The organism is Erythrobacter sp. S57(2025) (genome assembly GCF_057365055.1).
In genome coordinates this window covers 1,196,665-1,218,759 of the sequence record NZ_CP200299.1, presented here as the reverse complement: position 1 = coordinate 1,218,759, position 22,095 = coordinate 1,196,665, and the positions used below count along the sequence as shown (strand labels likewise).

The following is a 22,095-nucleotide window of genomic DNA, read 5'->3' as shown; positions in this document are numbered from 1 at the left end:
GTCCCATGAGATCGAGGGGCAGGGCGATGAAGTCGAAGAAGATTGGTCAATTAGCCGCCTTAGCGTTTTTTGTATTGTTCGGTTCTGCGGCTCAGGGGCAGCATGTCGAGGCATCAGGCTCTATGCGTGACGAAGACCCAGTCACTATCGAAATCGATGTCACCGCAAACCGGCTGCACCACCTTTTTCCCGGCTTCCCGAAGCATTTGACAGTGCTGCCTGCGGTCGAACTCGAGGTGGAGTGCTTTGAGCGCGTCCGCAGCGCTGCACCTAGAGCAATGTGTACCTTGCAAAACCAGATAGAAGATGAGGCGACGCTTTGGTCCTACAGGCTTGGATATGAAAGTCGCTCAAGGAGCTTCGGCCGGGAACACTATGTCGGTCCTCTTCGAATTGAGGAGTTTCAGGTGCCTCAGATAGACTTAGATACTGGGCCATTGATCCCAGCAAGTGAACTAACTTGGCAATATTGGCCAACTAGTACCAGCTTGTTCAGAGTGTTCCCCTTCCAATCATGGGCTGAAGGTGTCGAAGCCAGCGCGGATCTCGAATGTCAGGTGCAAGAGACGCAGGAACGTATCTGCCAATTGCTCGAAGTTCGCTCGCCACTAGATCCAGCCCTCTTTGAAGATACGGCTCGGCTCTTCGACAACCTGCTTTATGGCTTGGGGGGCTATGTAAGAACCAATATGCGCGACGGGAGTGCGCTTGCGCCAGGGTCACGTTTTCGAGTTACGCTAACTCTCGTGCACTACGGAAAGGAATGTCAGGACGCGCTGTCCAGAACTTGGGATGATCCCATGCCTATATTTGTTGGAACCACGCCACCCGATCCGCCGGAGTGCCACGACCCATCAAGAGCAAAGGAATTCACCACAGGACTGGGTACAGAGCCGGTGATGGCTATCACTGCGATGGGGCTGTAATGCCTATATAGCCGTCAATGCCCTTGTTTCCGGCTAAGCTCGCGCATCGCTTCGTCCAAGCCGTCGAGCGTTAATGCGTACATGCGGTCGTTCACCAGCTCCTTCATCATCTTGGTGCTTTGCGAATAGCCCCATTGCTTTTCGGGTACAGGATTGAGCCACACTGTCGCGGGATAAGTGTCGGTGACGCGTTTCATCCACGTCACGCCCGCTTCTTCATTCATATGCTCAACTGAGCCGCCCGCATGCGTGATTTCATAGGGGCTCATCGCGGCATCGCCGACGAACACGACTTTGTAGTCGTGGCCGTATTTGTGGAGCACATCCCAGGTCTTGGTGCGTTCCTGCCAGCGGCGTTTGTTGTCCTTCCATACGCCTTCATAGAGGCAATTGTGGAAGTAGAAGAATTCGAGGTTCTTGAACTCCGCCGTGGCCGCGCTGAACAGCTCTTCGACCAGTTTGATAAACGGGTCCATTGAACCGCCCACGTCGAGGAACAACAGCAGCTTCACCGCATTACGGCGCTCAGCACGCATGTGAATGTCGAGCCAACCTTGTTTCGCGGTGCCATCAATCGTCGCCTCCAGATCAAGCTGATCTTGTGCGCCTTCGCGGGCAAATCGGCGCAGACGACGCAGCGCCATTTTGATGTTGCGCGTGCCCAACTCTTTCGTGTTGTCGAGGTTTTTGAACTCGCGCTTTTCCCAGACCTTCACTGCCTTCTTATGACGGCTCTCCCCGCCAATGCGCACGCCTTCAGGATTGTAGCCGGAATTGCCAAAGGGCGATGTGCCGCCCGTGCCGATCCACTTATTACCGCCTTCGTGCTTCTCTTCCTGCTCAGCAAGACGCTCTTTCAACGTCTCCATAATCTTGTCCCAATCGCCGAGCTTTTCGATCTCAGCCATTTCCTCTTCGGAGAGGAATTTCTCGGCGACTGATTTCAGCCAGTCTTCGGGAATGTCGACCGGGTTTTGGCCATAATCAGTCAGGATGCCTTTGAAGACTTTGTGGAAGACTTGATCGAACGTATCGAGCATCCCTTCGTCTTTTACGAAAGTCGCGCGGCTGAGATAGTAAAACGCTTCAGGCGTTTGCTCGATCACGTCTTTGTCGAGCGCCTCAAGCAAAGTGAGGTGTTCCTTAAAGCTCGCGCCGATTCCGGCTTCGCGCAGTTCGTCCATGAAATTGAAAAACATGAGGTCGGTTTAACGACCGCCTTGAGGCTTTACCAGTCCCTTGGTTTGCCCCTGCGCAACTCCCCTTAAGAGATTGCTAACCATATCAACGGTAACGCGATCCTATAAGGGAAAAAAGAGCACCATGAAGCCGATCGCAATTGATACAAATAACGCAGCCGCAATCGATAAGATTCCAGAACAATGCGGCGCCGTTACAGTCGGATGCACCGACGTAGCGGGTATTGTCGAAGCTGTTATCCGTTCATCCGAAACGCTGCGTGAAGAACACGAGGCACTGCGCGGCACAGTCGCTGCACTCGATGCGGATCAGGTTAAAGTCTCCGAAGCGAGCGACGAAGCGCGCATTTTGTCTGAAAAGGCGATTGAGCGTCTGGGCGAGGGCACGTCTCTCATACATTCCTCACTCGGACAGATCGGAGCCTTGCTCGAGCTTGTCGAGGCCTTGGGTCAGCATGTGACCAGCTTTTCAGCAGCGATGGATCAGGTGCGCCGCAGCGCCTCTGATATTGGTGAGATTGCTGAGACGACCAATATTCTGGCGCTAAACGCCACCATCGAAGCGATGCGGGCTGGCGATGCCGGGCGGACCTTTGCTGTCGTTGCAAGCGAGGTGAAAAGCCTCGCAAATGACACGCGACTAGCCACCGAAGAAATCGCAAGCACAATCGATACGCTAGGTGAAGAAGCCGCCGCGGTTATCGGCCAGATCGAAGAGGGCTCTCGCGCGAGTGGTGATGCCAAGGAGTCGATCGCGCGGATTGAAAGTACAATTTCCACCGTGGGTGAAATTGTCGAAGAGGTCGACAAGCAGAACGACGTGATTGCGCGCGCAACTGGCACGATCAGCGGTCATGTGAACGGCGTTCAAGACGTTTTGCTCAGCTATGATAGAGCGGCACGCACCAATGAAAAAGATTTGCAAGGCGTCCATCAGCGCATGGAAGACCTTGAACTTACCGCAAGCGAGATGTTCGATTTAATCGTGCATGCAGGGCTCAGCCCTCAAGACAGCCTGATGGTGGAGAGGGCACAGGAACTCGCCGCAAACCTCGTTGAGAAAACTGAACTGGCGATCGCCGATGGGGATCTGTCGACAAATGCGCTGTTCGACAGCCACTACAAGCCTGTCGAAGGCAGCAATCCGCAGCTTTACAGAACAGCCCTCTGCAACTGGGCCGATGCGAATTGGCGACCGATCAATGACGAGCTTTTCGCAGAGAAAAGCGCTGTAATCATGTGTTCACAGGCCGACATGAACGGCTTTCTACCCACTCATGTTACTGATTGGTCGAGAGAGCCGACCGGTGACGTTACTCATGACACGAAGTATTGCCGGAATGGTCGGAAAATCCTCAACCCGATCGACATAAAGGCGAAGAACAGCGATGCCCCCTTTATGATGGCAATTTACCGCCAAGAAGGTGATGGGACAAACTACAGGATCGTCCGCAATGTTTATGTCCCGTTGAGAATCAACGGGAAGCGCTGGGGCGATCTAGAGTTGGCATACAGCTTCGATTGACCGCTCGAAGTGCTGATCAGCCTTATTCTGGACCAACAGCCAACGTAATAGTGGCGCCGACCCCGTCCTCAAGCGGGCGGGAAACCTTGGCGATCACAGTCCCATTTACGCTGCCTGAAAGCTGTTCGAGACTGGGAATTCCCACAAAGGGAGTATGGAGCGCATATTCAAGCCCGGTCGCCGTTTGTACAGCATAAGTGGGCTCGCCCGCGCCTCCATTCAACGCGCCCGCTACCAAGTCAGGGTAGACATCGATGCTTTTACCCGCGTCTCCGATTGCGAGAGTGAACCTGTTGCTCCCATCGAGGGACTGGAAGATGTTGAACGAGCGCGAACGAGCGCCTTGGCGGCAATAGGTTAGGGTGGCGGGATTGGTCGGCACAGCGTCTTGCTCTGACTGATCCAATTCATCTTGTGGAATTTGGAATGCCGCCAGAGAAGCTGCCTGCGCAAGCGCGATTGCGCCAAGGTTTTCTTGGACTGCCTGCGAACCAGCTGTTTCTAGCGGAGCAGCGCATTCTTCGACGAAATAAGCTGGCCTATCATCAATGCTCTCCAACACAGGAAGGTCGCTGAGCACTGTTTTTAGCGAAGCCTCCATTTCTTCGACGGAAAGGTTTTGCGAGCTGATTTTGACTTTGACCAGCCATTGGTCAGAGCGGTAGAGCGCAACACCGGTGCTTCGAAAATTGCCGCTAACGGCAAGTACACTGTAAAGGCCGCTTGCTTTTACCCCGCCATTTGGAGTGAAAGCGCCAATCTTGAGGTCCTCCAGATCGACAGTCCCATAATTGTCCTCAACTTCCGGTACGCCAATTGCGATCAGCGCGCGATCAAACCAGATTGAGGTAGAGGGATTGGCTGGGCGGTAGATGTAGACCGTCAGTATGGTGCCCGTCGATCGGTCCTGATATTGCCCGGCAATATTGGTTTCCTGCTCTTCAAAAGCCGTGACTCCGGTTCGTTCATAACTTCCAAACTTGCTTGGGAATGTCATGGCGCTCCACTGGTGCTCCCAGTCAGAAGACGCGTCGACACGGACCTGAGCAGGCTGCGCAACCGCTATTGTCGCAGTAGAAACAGAAAGACTGGCAGTGATCGCTGCCAAAGCCCGAATTGCGTTAGACACCATGAAAAAATCCCTCCCAACAATGGGAGGGATCATAGGACGCTTACCTCTTTGGGCAAGGCCGCTTGATTAGGTCGGATTGCGGCGTGCCATGAACGCGAGGCGTTCAAACATCATCACGTCTTGCTCATTCTTGAGCAAAGCGCCGTGCAATGGCGGGATTGCGCTGTTGGGATTGGCATCCTGCAGCACTTCCAATGGCATGTCTTCGTTCAAAAGGAGCTTGAGCCAATCGAGCAACTCGCTGGTCGATGGCTTTTTCTTCAGACCGGGCACTTCACGCAGTTCGTAAAAGACATGCATTGCCTTTTTGACGAGCGTTTTTTGGATGCCAGGATAGTGAACCTCAATGATCGATGCCATCGTGTCGCGGTCTGGGAATTTGATATAGTGGAAGAAGCAGCGGCGCAGGAATGCGTCAGGCAGCTCTTTTTCATTGTTCGAAGTGATGACCACGATGGGGCGCTCTTTCGCCTCAATCCGCTCCTGCGTTTCGTAAACGTCGAAGCTCATCCGGTCGAGTTCTTGAAGCAGATCGTTGGGAAACTCGATATCCGCCTTGTCGATCTCATCAATCAGTAGAACGGGGAGTTCTGGCGCGGTAAAGGCTTCCCAAAGCTTACCCTTCTTGATGTAGTTGCGGATGTCGTGGACACGCTCTTCGCCTAGCTGACCATCACGCAAACGGGCGACCGCATCATACTCATAGAGGCCTTGCTGTGCCTTCGTCGTCGACTTGACGTTCCACTCGATCAGCGGGGCACCGATAGCCTTGGAAATTTCATGCGCCAGCACCGTCTTACCCGTGCCTGGTTCACCCTTTACAAGCAGTGGACGGCGCAAGGTAACAGCTGCATCGACCGCGACTTTTAGATCGTCGGTCGCGATATAGTCGCTGGTGCCTTCAAAACGCTGTCCTGTAGTCTGGTCGCTCATGGGTTTCCCTTCAAAACTGGTTTGCGAAGACGCGATAGGGGGCGTGAGGCCACCATGCAAGAGTGTGTTGCAGCGCGTTCAATATGGGCGCGATTATCGATCTAACTGGAGGATGCGTTGCGCAATCTGTTCAAGCTGGCCTTCGTTCAGATTGGCCTCGCTGTTCCTCCAACTGAGGATCAGTGCGAGGTCTTGGCCGTCACCATCGGTCAACAGCCAGCTAAGGTTTAGGACGCCCGGTTCGGAGCCACCCTTATACCCCACATAGGACCAGGTTTCCGCCTGAACGTCCGGCATAGACTTGTTGGTCGCCATGATCTCAAAGGCACGCGGATCAGCATGTTCGCGCATGTAGCGGAACAAAGCGCGGATATCGTTGGCGCTCGCAAACCATTCCACATCAAGTGCGTTGGGACCGTTTGAAAACGCTGAGAGAATTTCGAGGGGCGCAACCGGTGTTTCTTCAATGCGCTCGAGGATTTGCCGGCGTCCAAATTCGTCTGAGGTACGAAAGTCGCGAAGGCGTTCTTCGGGGCCGCCTTTCAAAAGGAACATCTCACGCGTCATCAAGAACGGATTATTGAGCGCAGGATCGCTATGCCCGCTTCCAACCAGCGTATCCCAAACCTGATCACGGCCCAGTTCACGTATCAATGCATCGGTTGCTGTGTTGTCACTGATTGAGATCATCATATTTGCGAGCGTCTCAAGCGTGACTTCAGACGAAGTTGGCCAATCCTGCATGCGCCCGCTGGGATAGCTACGAGGCTCGCCCAGCGTCACCACGTCACCCCAAGTGCGCTTCCCCTCAGCCACCTCTTCGGCAAGTGTCGCTAGGACATAGAGCTTGAAGGTTGAACCGATTGGCATCTGATTGCTTGTGCCGCTTTCCATGATCGGCGGCACAAGATCGTCTGTCGTTCCGAAATACCAGGTCATATCACCGGGAAGGGCAGCCAAGTCTGCCTCAATCTTCGCAGCACTGTCATCAATTGGCTCAAAAGTCTGGAACAGCAGTTCGCTGATCTTGTTGTCTTCGCCCGGAGCAATCGCGATGCCGCCGCGGGCAATCGCGCGCTCCATTCGGATTTCGAGAGCAGCGCGCGTGCCGCTTGGAGGATCGAGACTTTCAACTGCAAGGGCCTGCCCATATTGCCCGGTCAATTGCGCTGAAATCGCCGCCAATTGGCTAGGCGGTACAGCCGAGAGAAATCCGTCTGTGAAGACCTCTTGCGGGTCCAGCTCTCCATTCACCACCGCAACTACCTGCTCAGCTCGCACTTCAAGGGCGGTCTGTTCTGAGGTCTCTGCTATTTCCGGCTCCTGAGCATAAACCGGCGCGGGCAGGGCAATGGCTGCGCAGGCCAAAAGCCCAGTGACGCCTAGCGTTAGAGTGCGGTTTCTCAATGCAGTTCTCCCAGAGGCGGTGCTGTGCGCGAACAAACCCTAGAGCTGAGAGCTCAGCGCCAGACATGTCATTCCATATATGAACATGAGCATCAGCACGGTCGCGATCTTCCAACCGGCCCCTGCCTCGCTCATTCCGCGCTGCCATGTCCATCCGGCGATCCCGCCCGTGGCAATTCCCGTCATCGCAATTGTGATCCAAGGGTTTTGACTGCTTAGGATCAGCGCAATGATGCCAACCAGAAAAATCTCAGCAAATAGAGCGCCTGTAAACCACACGATCGGCACTGGACGGTATGCCGCATCGGGAACTTCCCAGTCTGGCAGAGACACGTCGGGGCGCGAGATACGCCGATCACCATAGACAATGTCTTCTTTGCGCGGATCCTTATATTCCGGCTTTGGCCGCTCTTGGTCAGGCATCAATCATGTCGCGGTCCATTTCGCCCGCACGGTTTTGGATGAAGTTGAAACGGTGCTCAGGATTGCGGCCCATAAGCTGCTCGACCAGTTCCTTTACACCCGCACGCTGCTCAAATTCTTGAGGCAGCGTGATGCGGATCAATGAGCGTGTGTCTGGGTTCATGGTGGTTTCGCGCAATTGGCCGGGGTTCATTTCGCCAAGACCTTTAAAGCGGCCAACCTCGACCTTCTTTCCCTTGAAGACGGTCGCTTCCAACTTCTCTCTGTCAGCCTCGTCCTGAGCATAGCGGCTCTCTTTGCCCGCCGTCAGTTTGTAGAGTGGAGGTTGCGCCAAGTAGAGACGGCCATCGCGCACGATCTCCGCCATCTCTTGAAAGAAGAATGTCATTAGGAGCGTGGCGATATGCGCGCCATCAACGTCAGCATCGGTCATGATGATAATGCGATCATAGCGCAGATCTGCCGGATCACAGTCCTTGCGTGTCCCACATCCCATGGCGAGCGTTAGGTCGGCGATTTCGGAGTTCGCTCGGATTTTGTCAGCGGTCGCGCTCGCTACATTCAGGATTTTGCCTCGAATCGGCAGGATCGCCTGAGTTTTGCGGTCGCGTGCTTGTTTGGCAGAGCCACCGGCCGAATCCCCCTCAACGATAAACAGCTCGGTTTCGCGGTCGCCTTCGCCAGAACAGTCCGTCAGCTTTCCAGGCAGTCGCAGCTTTTTCGCATTGGTAGCTGTCTTGCGCTTGATCTCACGCTCTTGTTTGCGCTTGAGCCGTTCATCCATGCGTTCCATCACTTCGCCCAGGAGCGCTTTGCCGCGGTCCATATTGTCGGTGAGGAAGTGATCGAAATGGTCGCGCACGGCTGCTTCAACGAGGCGTGCGGCCTCTGGTGAGGTCAGCCGATCCTTGGTTTGTGATTGGAATTGCGGATCGCGGATAAAGACGCTCAGCATCACCTCGGCGCCCGTCATCACATCGTCGGCAGTGATGTCCTTCGCCTTTTTGGTGCCGGTTAGCTCACCAAAGGCGCGAAGAGCCTTGGTCAGTGCTCCGCGAACACCTTGTTCATGTGTGCCGCCATCAGGGGTGGGGACGGTGTTACAATACCAGCTGGTCGAGCCATCGGAGTAGAGCGGCCAGGCAATCGCCCATTCCACGCGGCCCTGACCAACGCCTTCGTCACCTTCAGGAAAGTCTTGTTTGCCGGTGAAGGGCTGCGCGGTAACACATTCGCGTTTTCCAACTTGCTCAGCCAGATGATCGGCAAGTCCGCCGGGAAATTTGAAAACTGCCTCAGCGGGTACGTCTTCGCTTGTCAGGCTTTCTGCGCATTTCCAGCGGATTTCAACGCCTGCGAACAAATACGCTTTCGAACGGGCAAGCTTAAACAGGCGAGCAGGTTTGAACTTACGATCACCGAAAATCTCGGTGTCAGGAATGAAGGTAACGGTCGTACCGCGCCGGTTCGGCGCCGACCCCACGGTCTCAATCGGACCCGTGGTGACGCCTTTGGAGAATTCCTGGGCGTAAAGCTGCTTGTCACGCGCCACTTCGACGCGGGTAAGAGATGACAGCGCATTGACGACGCTAACGCCCACGCCGTGCAAGCCGCCACTGGTCGCATAAGCTTTACCGGAGAACTTGCCGCCCGAATGCAGGGTCGACAAGATCACCTCGAGCGTCGACTTGCCCGGATATTTTGGGTGCTCATCAACCGGAATGCCCCGGCCATTGTCCGAAATGCTGAGCCGGTTGCCTTCCTCAAGGCGCATTTCGATGCGGTTAGCATGGCCCGCGACCGCTTCGTCCATCGAGTTATCGAGAACTTCGGCAGCAAGGTGGTGCAATGCGCGATCATCGGTGCCGCCAATATACATGCCGGGGCGGCGGCGAACGGGCTCCAATCCTTCGAGAACTTCGATGGAGGAGCTATCGTAATCGCCGCTTGAGGTCGGCGTGTTTTCAAACAGATCGTCGGACATGCCACTGATATAGGGTGCAGGTGCCCTCGGTCACAAGCAGCACTGCACCCGTTTTGCGCGGCTTTTAACTGCCAAAGCTGGTTGGAGCGGCGTCGACAGCGATAATCTGGTTGCCGCGAACCTCACGCACTTCCAATGCGCGCTCTGCAACGCCGCCGCGATTGAAGCGGAATGCACCGTCCACGCCCAAGAAACCGCCGCGATCATAAAGGCGGTTCACCGGGAAGTCATTGCCCACGCGCCAGTCGCGGGCGATGCGCAGCGATAGAAGGACAGAATCATAACCCAAGGTCGCAATGCGATGCGGGCGAGAGCCGAAACGGGCTTGGTAACTTTCAGAAAAGCGCTGGAAACGGCCATCGGAAACGGCTGAAAAGAGGGCTCCGTTGACGGAGTTGGAGCGGGTGAGGGCAGCTTCTCCACTCCACAATTCCGTCCCAAGAATGCGAGCGCCGCTTGCGCCGTCAGCCCGCAATTCGCCTGCTGCCTGCATCGCAAGCCGCGCGCCATCGGCGATCAGCACCGTGTCATAGCCACCGCGAGAGCGGAGGCGTTGGGCCGCCCCCACAATCGAGGTGTTGCCACGCGCATACCGTTCAAAACTCACCAGATTGCCGCCGTAATCACGCAAGGAGTTTTGGAGCGCGTTGTAGGAGCGGGTTCCATAATCACCCTCTGGCAACAACGCGCCAAAGCTCGACGAGCCATTGTCGCGGGCATAGCGGATCGAACGACGGATGGATTGCTCGGGGATATGACCCATCACAAATACATCAGCGCTTGCCACGCTCGAATCGTTGCTGAATGCGATGGCAGGTACTCCTGCCGGGCGAGCAGCCGCCTGAACCGAAGGGACATTGTCAGCCAGCAACGGGCCGAGGATCAGCTTGTTGCCATCCGCAATCGCTTGGCGCGCAGCAGCCGAGGCACCGCGACCTGTATCATAAGTGGTGATGCGCAGGTTTTCTGCATTGGTATCAAGCAGTGCCATTGTCGTCGCATTGGCGAGCGCTTGCCCCACATCAGCAGCATTGCCTGAAAGCGGCACCAGCAGGGCGACCCGGTGGCGTGTAGCGTCCGATGGAAGCGCCGTTGCACTTGGCTGCGGTGTTGGAGTTGCGGTTGGCGTGGAGACCGTTTCGGTCTTGGGAATTACGCTACAACCACCCAGCAAAGCCGCTGCGCCTGCAATTGCAAAAGTGCGCTTGTTCACATTGCCTTTAACCGCGCGGACCACATTTGCGCCAATAACCGTAAGCTTCATTCTTGCCGACCCCTGATCGCTGCTTCATTAAGCCTGACGTGAACACGCAAGACCCTGAATCAGACCTTAGAAAACCTCTTGATGAAGGTCTCTATATTGTCGCGACGCCGATTGGCAATCTTGGCGATGTAACGATGCGTGCTGTCGACGTGTTGCGCCGCGTTAGTCTGATCGCCTGCGAAGACACGCGGGTAACTGGCAAACTGCTCAAGGCCATCGGCGCAGACACGCGGATGCAGCGCTATGATGATCATGCGTCCCCTGAGGTCCGTGCCAGATTGATAGAGGCTGCGCGGTCGCAACCTGTGGCTTTGGTGAGCGATGCGGGGACGCCTTTGGTGTCTGACCCCGGTTATCGCCTCGTGCGGGATGCACGCGAGGCCGGTGTTCCTGTCACCAGCCTGCCGGGTCCCTGCGCAGTGGTTGCGGGCCTTACGCTGTCTGGCCTTCCCAATGATCGGTTTATGTTTGCAGGCTTCTTGCCGGTCAAAGACAAGGCGCGGCGTGATGTTCTGGAGGAGTTGGCGAGTATCAACACCACGTTGATCTTCTATGAAACGGGTCCAAGGCTTGAGCGGTCCTTGAAAGTTATCGCCGAAAGCTGGCCGACCCGTGAAGTGTCAGTCGCGCGCGAACTCACCAAATTGCATGAGGAATGCCGCAGCGGGACCGCAGGCGAATTGGCTGAACATTATGCCGCACATCCGCCGAAGGGAGAGATCGTGCTGCTGATCGGTCCTCCGGCTGAGGAAGCGTCCAGCGCCGATCCAAACGCTTTGCTCAAGGAGGCGCTGCAAGACCTCAGCCCAAGCAAAGCGGCGGCTAAGGTCGCCAAGCTCACCGGACTTGAACGCCAAGACCTTTACGCCCGCGCGGTGGAGCTGAAGGCGCAATGAGCGAAAAGCGCGTAACGGCCGACCGCAAAGGGCGCGAAGCCGAGGCGCAAGCTGCGCAATGGCTGATGCAGCAGGGCTGGCAAGTGGTCGCCGAGCGGGTGAAGACCAAAGTCGGCGAGATTGACCTGATTGCTCGCAAGCCCGGCATTGTCGCCTTCATCGAAGTAAAATGGCGCAAACGGGTGAGCGACCTTGCAAACGCCATCGACGAGCGCCGCTTGGCCCGCGTCGCTGCGGCCGTTGAGATGGTCGCGCATGAATATGCGGGCGAGGGCGAGGACATAACAATTGACGTCCTGCTCCTTGCACCGGGCGCACCCCCACGCCACATCCCCAACGCTTGGATGCCTTAGGAACGACACATGACACTCAAAGTCGCGGTCCAGATGGACCCTATCGAAGATATCAATATTGCAGGCGACAGCTCGTTCGCGCTGATGCTGGCAGCGCAGGAGCGCGGCTATGAGGTCTACGAATACCATGTCGAGAGCCTGACCTTGGACGCCGACGACCGGCTGTTCGCGCAAGGGTTTCCGGTAAAGGTGCGCCAGGTAGAGGGCGATCACTTTGAAAAAGGGGAGGCCGTGCGCCTAGACCTTGGCAAGGACATTGATGTCATCCTGATGCGCCAAGACCCGCCGTTCCACATGGGCTATATCACCGCGACGCACCTGCTTGAGCGGATCAAGGACGAGACACTCGTGGTCAACGACCCGGCCAATGTCCGCAATGCTCCTGAAAAAGTGATGGTGCTCGACTACCGCAGATATATGCCGCCCACTTTGGTCACGCGTTCAGTCGATGAAGTGCGCCGCTTTATGGCAGAGCACGGCGCAGTGGTGGTAAAACCCATCCATGGCAATGGCGGCAAAGCGATCTTCCGCGTGCCCGCCGATGGCGACAACCTCACCGCATTGTTCGAAGTCTTCAACCAAACCTGGCCCGAGCCGCATATGGTCCAGCCTTTCCTCCCCGAAGTTGCAGAAGGCGACAAACGCATCGTCTTGATCGACGGAGAAGTCGCAGGCGCGATCAACCGCATTCCGGGCGAAGGCGAGTTCCGATCAAACCTAGCCATGGGCGGTAGCGCAGAGGCGACGGGCCTAACGGAGCGCGAACAAGAAATCTGCGACGCGATGGGTCCGGAGCTTAAGCGGCTTGGCCTGACATTTGTAGGGATCGACGTAATCGGCGGCAAATGGCTGACCGAGATCAATGTGACCTCGCCCACGGGCATTGTGGCTATTGATAAGTTCAACGGCACCGATACCGCTGGGATGATCTGGGATGCTATCGAGAGGCGTCTTGGCGGTGTCTAAAACCCAAGACTGGCAATTACTTCCGCAAACGCCTTTTGGTGATAGCCCCGAGGTGTCAGACCAACTGCTAGCATTGGTAATCGCGGGGAAGAAACGGGCTACGTGTTGGAGTGCAGCTGAGGGCAATAAGGGCACGATTGTCGGTTCGCGCTGGATTGCATTAGACGGAAAAGGCCGCCCTCGAGCGCTACTCGAAACAATCGAGCTGGTGGCGAAGCAATTTGACCAAGTTAATGCCGACTTTGCTGCCGATGAAGGTGAGGGAGACTTGTCGCTAGCTTACTGGCGCGATGCACATCGCGAATACTTTTCGAGAAACGGCAATTTCACCCCAAATATGCTCTTATGGTGTGAGCGGTTCGAATTGATCGAAGTGCTCCCCCTCTCGGACTAAGACTGCAGTTGTCTATTTGAGGATTTGTTGGCTCAACCCTTCTTTGCCCTAGGATGTGCTCCACGATAAGTCTCAAGCAAACTCGCTGCATCGACCTTGGTGTATATTTGCGTGGACCCCAGCGACGCGTGTCCAAGCAGCTCCTGCAAACTCCGCAAATCTGCTCCCGCTCCTAACAGATGCGTCGCAAATGAGTGCCTTAGCGCATGAGGAGTCGCAGTATCGGGCAATCCCAATGCTCGCCGCGCCTTCGCCATCGCTTTTTGGACCATGCCTTGGGAAAGCGCTCCACCTTTTGCGCCTTTGAACAGGGCGTCATCACGGGCCAGGGGATAGGGGCACGCATCGGCGTATGCGGCCACGGCCTCGCGGGTAATGGGGAGGACGGGAACGAGGCGTTGCTTGCCGCCTTTACCGGTGACTTGCAGGGTTTCTTGCAGCGGCACATCGCCGCCCGTAAGCGAAAGCGCCTCTGCAATCCGCAAGCCACTCCCATACATCAGCAACAGCACCGCACGGTCGCGTGCGCCGATCCAGTCTTCTGCCGCTGTACCGTCGATTAAGTCAGCGATATTCACTGCATCATCGGGAGTGACGGGGCGGGGCAGGCCCTTCTTCAACCGCGGCCCTCTGACACGCGGAGCCGATGGATCGGGATCACCGCTCTCTGCCCGTGCAAAGGCGATAAAGGCTTTGAGAGCGGAGAGTTCACGCGCGGCGCTCGTATTCGCCAACCCCTCCGCCCGCCGAGATGCTAAATGCCCGCGCAGATCATGCGCTTCGAGCGATGCCACTGCCTCCCAACTCGCAAGCCCGCGCGCCCGCATCAATTTGCGTGCAGCGGCGACATAGGCGCGTACCGTGTGCGGACTGCGCCGCCGCGCATCGGTCAGGTGCGATTGCCACGCGCCGATCAGGTCAGCTTCGCTCATGCCTGAACCAGATTGTCCGCGACCACCTGTGCAAGGATCGCATCGAGCAGCGGTCGGCCTTTGGCGGTCACACCCAAGCGCGCGCCGTCCTCCCACATCATCCCGATCTCCTTGAGATGGATCAGCTTTGCATGGTCAATCAACAGCTTACGAGGTGCATCGAATTTGTTTTCTAGCGCCGCAAGGTCAATCCCCTCACGCAGCCGTAACCCCATCAGCAATGCCTCAGATGCCTGCTCGCTTGGATCAAGGTGACGCTGTTCCGAGATACCGTGTCCGCGCGCCGCGACCGCTTTGAGGTAATTCTCAGGCTTCTTATGCCGCACGGTCGCAAATCCACCGCGCCGCCCATGCGCACCGGGGCCAATCCCGGCATAGTCCTGATAGCGCCAATAGGTGAGGTTATGGCGGCTCTCTTCCCCTGTGCGCGCGTGGTTCGAGGTCTCGTAGGCGGGCATTCCCGCCGCTTCCGTGAGGTTTTGCGTTAGCTCGAACAACTCAGCGGCATCATCGCCATCCATCGGAGTAATCAGGCCTTTTCGCACATCGCTCTCAAACCGCGTGCCCGGCTCAATGGTCAGCTGATACAGCGACAAATGCGACGTGCCAAAGCCAAGCGCGCGGGTCAGTTGAGCCTCCCATTCCTCCGGGGTTTGGTCTGGCAGGGCGTAGATCAGATCGAAACTCACCCGTTCAAACGCCGATTGTGCCACGTCTAAGGCTTTCAGTGCCTCTGCGCTTGAATGCAGCCGCCCAAGCCAGTGCAATGTCTCATCATCAAGCGACTGCACGCCGAGCGATACGCGATTGATCCCAGCACTGGCGAGTGCTGTGAAATTGGCCGCTTCGACCGAGGATGGGTTTGCCTCTAGCGTGATCTCGATCCCCTCATCGAAGCCCGAAAGCGCCTGCGCTTCGCTCAGCAGTTCCCCGACCAATGCGGGAGGCATCAAAGAGGGTGTTCCACCTCCAAAGAAGATCGAGCCTAGCGTTTCGCCGCCAGCAGTTTCGGCTTCCGCGCGCATGTCTTTGAGCAAGGCGTCCTTCCACGCGGCGATGTCCACGCTTTCGCGCACATGCGAGTTGAAGTCGCAATAAGGGCATTTCTTCGCGCAGAAGGGCCAGTGAATGTAGAGGGCGCGGGCCAAGAGCTTGTGTCAGTCTTTCTTTAAGGCTTGAGCGGCACACTTAGAGCATGAAAATCCGTGCGACAATTCTGGCAGGCCTCGGCCTTGTGGGCGCTTCGCTTTCGCTTGGTGTGCAGGCGCAAGATGGCGAGCGCCTGACCGAGGCAGAAACCGTGTGGCTTGATGCGCATAATGTGGAGCGTGCGGAATTTGGGACGGCTCCGCTGGCGTGGTCGCCCGAGTTGGCGAATGAGGCGCAAAGATGGGCGCGGCAGCTCGCGCGGACCGAGCGGCTTCAGCATTCGCGCAGGGAAACGCGTGGTGGTGCGGGTGAGAACCTTTGGATGGGTACCGCCACCCGTTATTCCCCGGCCAGAATGATTGACGCCTTCGCCCGCGAAAAGGCGTACTTCCGGCCCGGCACTTTCCCAAATGTCTCAACCACCGGCAGCACCGGTGATGTAGGGCATTACACACAGATTGTCTGGGCGGACACGCGCGAAGTTGGGTGTGCGACGGCGCGCGGACGGCGCTTTGATGTGCTGGTCTGCCGCTATTATCCGGCCGGAAATGTGATTGGCCGCGTCATTGCCCCGCAGCAGCGGGTTGCACAGCGTCAAACGCCGAACTGATCCGCCACCAGCTTTGCAAATGCGTCAGCGCGGTGGCTGATTGCGTGTTTTTCCGAAGGGTCAATCTCAGCGAAGGTTTCTGACCCGTCGCGAGCGCTCGGCACAAAAACGGGATCATAGCCAAAACCCATTTCGCCGCGTGGGGGCCAAGTCAGTTCGCCGGGGCATTGGCCTTCATAGACCGCGTGTTCGCCGTCGGGCCAGGCGACCGCAAGCACACAATGGAAGGCCGCACTCCGGTCCGCATCGGGGCCAGCCTGTTGCAGCATGCCCTCGACTTTGCCCATGGCCATATACCAGTCGCGCCCGGGATCGCCTTCGAACCATTGTCGCTCAGCCCAATCGGCGGTGTAGACGCCGGGCCTTCCGCCAAGCGCATCCACGCTAAGCCCGCTATCATCGGCAAGCGCGGCAAGGCCGGAAGCTTCTGCCGCCGCGCGTGCCTTTATCAGAGCATTTTCAACAAAAGTGGTGCCCGTTTCAGCGGGCTCGGGAAGGCCAAGTGACCCGGCGGAGATGCATTTCAAGCCGTATGGTTCGAGAAGCGCCGAAATCTCTTTCAGTTTGCCCGCATTATGCGTGGCAATAACCAGTGTTCCACCACCCAATTTGCGTGTCATTTGCGGCGCTTCCCTTTGGTTTTCAGCCCGCTCGCGATCAATTGCTCACGAGCAAAATCTATATGTCCCTCAGGCACTTGCGCCTTAGGCACAATATAAGCGAGCTGGCGATTGAGATACATTGCGAATACCTCGCTTGTCTCATCCCAGCAGACCATTTGCGGCCACTTGGCATCAACATGGCCCGAGGCCTGATCAATGGTGAAACCGGACTTGCGCAAGGTCAGCGTCATCTCTTCCTTGATCAACGCATAATCGCGCCACGCCTTCGCCGCCTGACGAGGAATGATGATAAAGCGCGATAGAGCCAGCACAAAAGCCGCGCCCACCAACGCGCCGATCGCGACGACAATGGCGTCTGGCGTTTCACCGAAAGCCAATGAGAGCGCGATCAGCACGGCAATCAGCACGCCGAGCACCAAGGTGGACGTCTTTAGGCTGCTATCGAATTGCAGCCGCCAGAAGGCAAGGTGCTCCGCCTCAGTTATGGTGTAACTGACTGCTTTCATGGGCGGTTAGGCCTTGGTTGCGTCCAATTGCGCCTTGAAAATCGCATCGCAACCAATGTTGGCGAGTCGTAGGAGACGCAGGAGCCCTTCTTCATCATAGGTCGCGCCTTCAGCCGTGGCTTGAACCTCTGCAATCTGGCCACCATCGATCAGCACGAAGTTCGCATCGGCATCCGCATCGCTGTCTTCTGGGTAATCGAGGTCGAGGACTGGGGTGCCTTTATAGATCCCGCAGGAGATCGCTGCGACCTGACCCGTGATCGGATCATCCTTGATCGCGCCCGATTTCATCAACCCATTCACCGCAAGGCGCAGCGCAATCCATGCGCCAGAGATAGACGCCGTGCGCGTTCCGCCATCAGCCTGGATCACATCGCAATCGAGCGTGATTTGCCGCTCGCCAAGCTTCTCCAAGTCCACCACTGCGCGCAAAGAACGGCCAATAAGCCGTTGAATTTCTTGTGTTCGACCACTCTGCTTTCCGCGCGCTGCCTCGCGTGAACCGCGTGTGTGCGTGGCGCGGGGGAGCATGGAATATTCGCCCGTGACCCAGCCTTCGCCTTTGCCACGCAGCCAAGGCGGAATGCGCTCTTCAACGCTGGCCGTGCAAAGCACCCGCGTATCGCCAAAACTGATCAGGCAAGAGCCTTCTGCGTGTTTGGTGAAGCCGGTTTCGATAGTGATCGCGCGCATTTCATCTGCGCTACGTCCTGAAGGGCGCATAAATTTCCATTCCTTGATAGTTCGACAAACCGCCTAAGGCGTGGGCGATTAACCCGCAAGTAGCCTTGTTCTGCTAGGCAAAAGCAATGGGGCAAAAGATCGAAATTCCCAAGGCGTTTGTCGTCCCGCTGATCGCGGCCTTTGTGGCTGTGCCGATGGCAGGTGGGCACCTTTTCACGCGCGGATACTATAACAACTACGTCGAGCGCAGTTGGGCTGAGACCCTGCCGACTTACGTATACGGCGATTATTACACCACCGACGTGTCCTGCGCAGGTGGAGAACGCATCATCGAGATCATCCGCGCAACCAGCAGTGAGGACGCGACCGATTTTGCCCTCGCTCGCCACGAAGGATGCGAAGTCAGCGGTGTGCAACACGGTGCGTGGTTTCTAAATCGCGGACGCTGGAGGCAGTATTGAACAAAACTGCCATTGGTCTCGCCGCGCTGTTCGGCATCATGTGCATTGGCATGCCGCTGGGTGGATTGCTTTGGGCGGTGGTGACAACGCCTGATTATCACGTGCGACCAATCCATGAAGAAGTGCTGGTCCGTATGCCGTTGGTGCACAGTTACATCTGGTCATTTGAGCTTGATTGCTCGGGTGAACAGGCGCCGCGCGTCGTGAAAATCGTGGATACCGAAGCGGAATTGGCCAACGCCTATATTCAGCGTGAATTCCCCGGATGCGAGATTGCATCATCATGGCGATGGGACCCCGTGCGCTGACTTGCCGTTGAGTGGTGCATTTCCTAAATCACTAGGCATGGCATCACCACCCATCACCGAACTGACAGATCGTGCGCGGGATATCTTTCGGCTTGTGGTCGAGGGGTATTTGGACAGTGGGCAGCCGGTTGGCTCCAAAACGCTGGCCTCTGACAAGACGTTGAACCTGTCGCCAGCCTCGATCCGCTCGGTTCTGGCGCAGCTTGAGGGGTTGGGTCTGCTCGCAGCGCCGCACACCAGCGCCGGACGGATGCCGACCGATGCGGGGCTACGGATCTTTGTTGATGGGATGATGCGCGTTGCAGAACCTACCGCGGATGAGCGCGCGCAAATCGAATCTCGCTTGGCAGAGGGTGGCCCGGTCGAACAGGCATTGCAGCAGACCAGCGCGCTTTTGTCAGAACTATCGGGCGCGGCGGGTATGGTTATGGTTCCGCAAAGAGAGCAACGCCTGTCTCAATTTAACCTCGTCAATCTGGGTGAGGGCAGGGCGCTCGCGGTGTTGGTGGGCGACGATGGCGGGGTTGAAAACCGGGTGATCGACTTGGCCGCTGCCCAAATCGGATCACTGGAAGCGGCCAGCAATTATATTTCATCGCATCTTTCAGGCCGCACCCTCGCAGAAGCATCACAATCCATTCGGCACGAAATCGACGCAGGGCAGAGCCAATTGGACGCAGCGAGCCGTGACCTTGTTGAGCGTGAGCTTGCCGTGTGGAGCGAGGATGCGGGCGAACGCCCCGTTCTTATCGTGCGCGGCGCATCGAACCTGATCGACGATGCCGCGCTCGAAGATATCGACAGGGTTCGATCCTTGCTCGATGACCTTGAGAACAAGCAATCGGTCGCATCCCTGCTGGAAAGCGCACGCGATGCAGAGGCAACGCGCATCTTTATTGGCAGTGAAAACCGGCTCTTTGGGCTTTCCGGCTCCTCCGTCATCGCGTCCCCCTATCGCGATATGGAGGGAAGAGTCGTGGGAGTATTGGGTGTGATTGGCCCCACGCGCTTGAATTACGCGCGCGTGGTCCCCATGGTTGATTTAACAGCGCGGTCCCTTGGGCAATCTTTAGGGCGCGCTATGGGCAAAACCATCTCTTGAATGGAAAATCAGGCAACATGAACGACGAAAACAAGCCGCAGGATGATGCGGCTGCACAAGCAGAATTGAAGGGTGTTCCAGAGGAATTTCTGGATGACGGCGCAGAGGATTGCGAAGCGAGCGGCGCAGATGCGATGGCAGAAGCGCTCGAAAACCTGCGCAATGATCTGGAAAACGCAAAACAAGAAGTGCTCTACGCCAAGGCGGAGACGCAGAATGTCCGTCGCCGCGCTGACAAAGACGCACAAGATGCGCGCAATTATGCCGCAACCGGCTTTGCTCGCGATGTTCTTAGCGTGTGGGACAATCTGTCGCGCGCCGTTAACGCTATTCCTGATAGCCTGCGCGAAGATGACAGCATGAAAGGCCTAGTCACCGGCCTTGAAGCGACCCAGCGCGAGCTTGAAAAGGTCTTTGGCCAGCACGGTATCTCGCGGATCGCATCAATGGACATGCCGCTCGACCCGAACCAGCATCAGGCCATGATGGAAGTCCCCAGCGAAACCCACGAACCCGGTACGATTGTGCAGGAAATGCAGTCAGGCTGGATGATCAAAGACCGCCTTCTGCGTCCGGCGATGGTGGGTGTGTCGAAGAAGCCGGACTGATCTTCCATCACCGTATGGCCCAGCCTGATTTGGGCCGCCGATGAATTCCTGCTATCCCCCACCCCTAGAAGCTGCATGAGCAGCCTGGGGCGCACACGGACTTACACTCATGTGCGGGGGATATCATGAATAAAGGGAAAGTCATTGGCCTGGGCTGTCTGGGCCTGATCGCTTTTGTTGGATTAATTGTCGGCGTCGTATTTTGGGCGACAAGCGGGATCACAGATGCCGCTGACGAATTTTTCGCATCCGCGAATGAAGGCGACTACTCCAAGGCTTACAGTCTGACATCACAGCAATTGCAGAATGAATTGAGCGAGGAAGGCCTTGAGCAATTCATGGTCGAAAACGGGCTCGACAAAGTAACCGATACCAGTTGGGCATCACGGTCCATCAAGAATGACCGGGGTGAGCTTTCCGGCACGCTCACAACTGAAACGGGCGGATCCATCCCGATTGAGATGGACCTCATTAGTGAGGGCGATGAGTGGAAGGTCGTCTACATGGATATCGGCGCTGCGGGAGTATCGAGCGGTGGGCAGGCCGCTAACGGCGCGCCACCAACAAGGGGTGGAGGTTCGGAAATCGAATCCCTCGCAAGACAAAGGGCATTTTTCTACGCGAGTGATCTGGCCGACGCCTTGGAGACCAACGATTTTGAATTCTTTAGCAGCAAGTTCGCTGACAGGCCGGCGCCTGCCGTTTTGGCTCGAGGTTTCGAGGGCTCACCGCTAACGGCAGAAGACATCGACGAACTTCGCATTGCGAGGCCGATCATTAATCAGGTGAGCGATGATGAAGATGGATTGATCCGCGTTGAGGCCGAGTTTCCCTTGGTCACGGGGAAAACCCGGCTCCGCTACACCTTTATGCGTAAGCCAGATGACCCAGATGATATCGAAATACACTCTCTCGACATGGACTTTGCGGCTTACGACTAATCGCTGGGGCGAAGCCTAACCAAAATCAGGCAGCGGGCTTGCTTCCATATCGGCGATCAGCTGCTTGTTCATCGCTGTTTTGTTGGCGTTAAACGCACCCATGTTTAGCGTTTTAAGGTCTTCAAGCACCGCTGACACATGCTCTTCCAAATCAGCTGGCGGGCAAACATCGTCGAAATAGCCGACTTCGCGCGCTTGGTGGGGGCTGAACATTTGCGATGTTGCTACTGCTTTGCGTCCAGTCGAGCTTAAGCGCGCTGCGCCTAGGATCATGGGGTAGATTGGGAGCGCCATGCCGATCTTGCTCTCGTTCATTCCGGTCACAAAGTCGCCTTCGATCCCGATTGCCCGGTCGCTGGCCAGCATCAGGAATGCGCCCATAGGGTAAGCGTGCCCTTCGCAAACGGTCACGACAGGGGCAGGATGGCGCAGGATTGCTAGCAGCGCGTCCTTGCCCGCTTGAAGCTGCGCAGTCGCGGTTTCTGGCCCGGCAGAGAAGCCCTTAAGGTCAAAGCCTGCCGAGAATATTCCTTGCCGACCACGGATCACCACGGGAGCAAAGTTCCCAGCAGCCTCTGCCAAAGCCGCCACCAACGCATCCAGCTTTTCCTTGTTCAGCGCATTCACCTTGCCATCATCCATGGCGAGCGTGTGGACACCGTTTTCCTGAGTGTGCGTGATCATGGCTGTCATCCCCTCAATTGGTCGTTTTGCATGGGCTTAACGAGCGAATGGGGAGTGGCCAAACACAAATTTCACCTGCCGTTAC

25 protein-coding genes are annotated in these 22,095 nt (G+C 56.8%); 12 read left to right on the top strand and 13 right to left on the bottom strand.

Features of this window, described 5'->3' with window-relative positions; translation table 11 throughout:
- The first annotated feature begins 26 nt into the window (after window positions 1–26).
- The gene (locus AC0V6N_RS05880) at window positions 27–926 is read left to right on the top strand and encodes a hypothetical protein (protein WP_486170656.1); all 900 of its coding nucleotides are present in this window, start codon (window positions 27–29) and stop codon (window positions 924–926) included.
- A gap of 14 nt (window positions 927–940) precedes the next feature.
- On the opposite strand, the gene AC0V6N_RS05875 is transcribed toward AC0V6N_RS05880, so the two are convergent.
- On the bottom strand, window positions 941–2,125 hold the full coding sequence (locus AC0V6N_RS05875; RefSeq protein WP_486170655.1) for a vWA domain-containing protein: 1,185 nt from the start codon (window positions 2,123–2,125) through the stop codon (window positions 941–943).
- A 124-nt stretch (window positions 2,126–2,249) separates the two neighbouring features.
- On the opposite strand from AC0V6N_RS05875, the gene AC0V6N_RS05870 reads away from it, so the two are divergent.
- The gene (locus tag AC0V6N_RS05870; RefSeq protein WP_486170654.1) at window positions 2,250–3,650 is read left to right on the top strand and encodes a methyl-accepting chemotaxis protein; all 1,401 of its coding nucleotides are present in this window, start codon (window positions 2,250–2,252) and stop codon (window positions 3,648–3,650) included.
- A gap of 22 nt (window positions 3,651–3,672) precedes the next feature.
- Here AC0V6N_RS05870 and AC0V6N_RS05865 read toward each other — a convergent pair whose 3' ends face one another.
- The 6 genes from AC0V6N_RS05865 to AC0V6N_RS05840 form a co-directional block, all read right to left on the bottom strand.
- Complete coding sequence (locus tag AC0V6N_RS05865; protein ID WP_486170653.1) at window positions 3,673–4,782, bottom strand: hypothetical protein; 1,110 nt, start codon at window positions 4,780–4,782, stop codon at window positions 3,673–3,675.
- A gap of 66 nt (window positions 4,783–4,848) precedes the next feature.
- The gene (locus AC0V6N_RS05860) at window positions 4,849–5,715 is read right to left on the bottom strand and encodes an AAA family ATPase (protein WP_486170652.1); all 867 of its coding nucleotides are present in this window, start codon (window positions 5,713–5,715) and stop codon (window positions 4,849–4,851) included.
- A 93-nt stretch (window positions 5,716–5,808) separates the two neighbouring features.
- Window positions 5,809–7,122: a serine hydrolase gene (locus AC0V6N_RS05855; RefSeq protein WP_486170651.1), complete on the bottom strand. Its 1,314-nt coding sequence runs from the start codon at window positions 7,120–7,122 to the stop codon at window positions 5,809–5,811.
- Between the two features lie 39 nt (window positions 7,123–7,161).
- A complete protein-coding gene (locus AC0V6N_RS05850; RefSeq protein WP_486170650.1) occupies window positions 7,162–7,545 on the bottom strand; it encodes a hypothetical protein in 384 nt (127 codons plus the stop codon).
- Window positions 7,538–9,529, bottom strand: coding sequence for a DNA topoisomerase IV subunit B (gene parE / locus AC0V6N_RS05845; RefSeq protein WP_486170649.1), 1,992 nt, complete (start codon window positions 9,527–9,529; stop codon window positions 7,538–7,540). Before parE ends, AC0V6N_RS05850 begins: the two co-directional genes overlap by 8 nt.
- A gap of 64 nt (window positions 9,530–9,593) precedes the next feature.
- Entirely contained in the window at window positions 9,594–10,793 is a 1,200-nt protein-coding gene (locus tag AC0V6N_RS05840; protein WP_486170648.1) for a penicillin-binding protein activator, read from the bottom strand.
- 38 nt (window positions 10,794–10,831) lie between these two features.
- On the opposite strand from AC0V6N_RS05840, the gene rsmI reads away from it, so the two are divergent.
- The 4 genes from rsmI to AC0V6N_RS05820 are packed head-to-tail and all read left to right on the top strand — an operon-like array spanning window position 10,832 to window position 13,402.
- Window positions 10,832–11,689: a 16S rRNA (cytidine(1402)-2'-O)-methyltransferase gene (gene rsmI / locus AC0V6N_RS05835; protein ID WP_486172431.1), complete on the top strand. Its 858-nt coding sequence runs from the start codon at window positions 10,832–10,834 to the stop codon at window positions 11,687–11,689.
- A complete protein-coding gene (locus AC0V6N_RS05830) occupies window positions 11,686–12,042 on the top strand; it encodes a YraN family protein (protein ID WP_486170647.1) in 357 nt (118 codons plus the stop codon). Before rsmI ends, AC0V6N_RS05830 begins: the two co-directional genes overlap by 4 nt.
- A gap of 9 nt (window positions 12,043–12,051) precedes the next feature.
- Entirely contained in the window at window positions 12,052–13,008 is a 957-nt protein-coding gene (gene gshB, locus AC0V6N_RS05825; RefSeq protein WP_486170646.1) for a glutathione synthase, read from the top strand.
- Window positions 13,001–13,402 carry an ASCH domain-containing protein gene (locus AC0V6N_RS05820; protein ID WP_486170645.1) on the top strand — a complete coding sequence of 134 codons (402 nt, stop codon included), beginning with the start codon at window positions 13,001–13,003 and terminating at the stop codon, window positions 13,400–13,402. Before gshB ends, AC0V6N_RS05820 begins: the two co-directional genes overlap by 8 nt.
- A gap of 32 nt (window positions 13,403–13,434) precedes the next feature.
- Here AC0V6N_RS05820 and AC0V6N_RS05815 read toward each other — a convergent pair whose 3' ends face one another.
- Both AC0V6N_RS05815 and hemW read right to left on the bottom strand, forming a co-directional pair.
- Window positions 13,435–14,334, bottom strand: a complete 900-nt coding sequence (locus AC0V6N_RS05815; RefSeq protein ID WP_486170644.1) for a tyrosine recombinase XerC — start codon at window positions 14,332–14,334, stop codon at window positions 13,435–13,437.
- Window positions 14,331–15,482 carry a radical SAM family heme chaperone HemW gene (hemW, locus tag AC0V6N_RS05810; RefSeq protein WP_486170643.1) on the bottom strand — a complete coding sequence of 384 codons (1,152 nt, stop codon included), beginning with the start codon at window positions 15,480–15,482 and terminating at the stop codon, window positions 14,331–14,333. The genes AC0V6N_RS05815 and hemW overlap by 4 nt, the downstream gene beginning before the upstream one ends.
- Before the next feature lie 47 nt (window positions 15,483–15,529).
- Between hemW and AC0V6N_RS05805 the strand changes: the two genes are divergently transcribed.
- Window positions 15,530–16,093, top strand: coding sequence for a CAP domain-containing protein (locus AC0V6N_RS05805; protein ID WP_486170642.1), 564 nt, complete (start codon window positions 15,530–15,532; stop codon window positions 16,091–16,093).
- On the opposite strand, the gene rdgB is transcribed toward AC0V6N_RS05805, so the two are convergent.
- The 3 genes from rdgB to rph are packed head-to-tail and all read right to left on the bottom strand — an operon-like array spanning window position 16,078 to window position 17,945.
- A complete protein-coding gene (rdgB, locus tag AC0V6N_RS05800) occupies window positions 16,078–16,713 on the bottom strand; it encodes an RdgB/HAM1 family non-canonical purine NTP pyrophosphatase (RefSeq protein ID WP_486170641.1) in 636 nt (211 codons plus the stop codon). The two genes, AC0V6N_RS05805 and rdgB, sit on opposite strands and share 16 nt — an antisense overlap.
- The gene (locus tag AC0V6N_RS05795) at window positions 16,710–17,222 is read right to left on the bottom strand and encodes a YcxB family protein (RefSeq protein ID WP_486170640.1); all 513 of its coding nucleotides are present in this window, start codon (window positions 17,220–17,222) and stop codon (window positions 16,710–16,712) included. The genes rdgB and AC0V6N_RS05795 overlap by 4 nt, the downstream gene beginning before the upstream one ends.
- A gap of 6 nt (window positions 17,223–17,228) precedes the next feature.
- Window positions 17,229–17,945 (bottom strand): ribonuclease PH, encoded by a 717-nt coding sequence (rph, locus tag AC0V6N_RS05790; protein WP_486170639.1) that lies wholly within the window; start codon window positions 17,943–17,945, stop codon window positions 17,229–17,231.
- An 86-nt stretch (window positions 17,946–18,031) separates the two neighbouring features.
- On the opposite strand from rph, the gene AC0V6N_RS05785 reads away from it, so the two are divergent.
- The 5 genes from AC0V6N_RS05785 (at window position 18,032) to AC0V6N_RS05765 (ending at window position 21,326) form a co-directional block, all read left to right on the top strand.
- Complete coding sequence (locus tag AC0V6N_RS05785; RefSeq protein ID WP_486170638.1) at window positions 18,032–18,367, top strand: hypothetical protein; 336 nt, start codon at window positions 18,032–18,034, stop codon at window positions 18,365–18,367.
- On the top strand, window positions 18,364–18,675 hold the full coding sequence (locus tag AC0V6N_RS05780) for a hypothetical protein (RefSeq protein WP_486170637.1): 312 nt from the start codon (window positions 18,364–18,366) through the stop codon (window positions 18,673–18,675). Before AC0V6N_RS05785 ends, AC0V6N_RS05780 begins: the two co-directional genes overlap by 4 nt.
- A gap of 37 nt (window positions 18,676–18,712) precedes the next feature.
- Entirely contained in the window at window positions 18,713–19,777 is a 1,065-nt protein-coding gene (gene hrcA, locus AC0V6N_RS05775; protein ID WP_486170636.1) for a heat-inducible transcriptional repressor HrcA, read from the top strand.
- 17 nt (window positions 19,778–19,794) lie between these two features.
- Window positions 19,795–20,385 (top strand): nucleotide exchange factor GrpE, encoded by a 591-nt coding sequence (locus AC0V6N_RS05770; RefSeq protein WP_486170635.1) that lies wholly within the window; start codon window positions 19,795–19,797, stop codon window positions 20,383–20,385.
- Window positions 20,386–20,510: 125 nt separating this feature from the next.
- Window positions 20,511–21,326: a hypothetical protein gene (locus tag AC0V6N_RS05765; protein WP_486170634.1), complete on the top strand. Its 816-nt coding sequence runs from the start codon at window positions 20,511–20,513 to the stop codon at window positions 21,324–21,326.
- Window positions 21,327–21,341: 15 nt separating this feature from the next.
- Here the strand turns inward: AC0V6N_RS05765 and AC0V6N_RS05760 are convergent, their stop codons facing one another.
- Window positions 21,342–22,010 (bottom strand): crotonase/enoyl-CoA hydratase family protein, encoded by a 669-nt coding sequence (locus AC0V6N_RS05760; RefSeq protein ID WP_486170633.1) that lies wholly within the window; start codon window positions 22,008–22,010, stop codon window positions 21,342–21,344.
- Window positions 22,011–22,095: the final 85 nt, after the last annotated feature.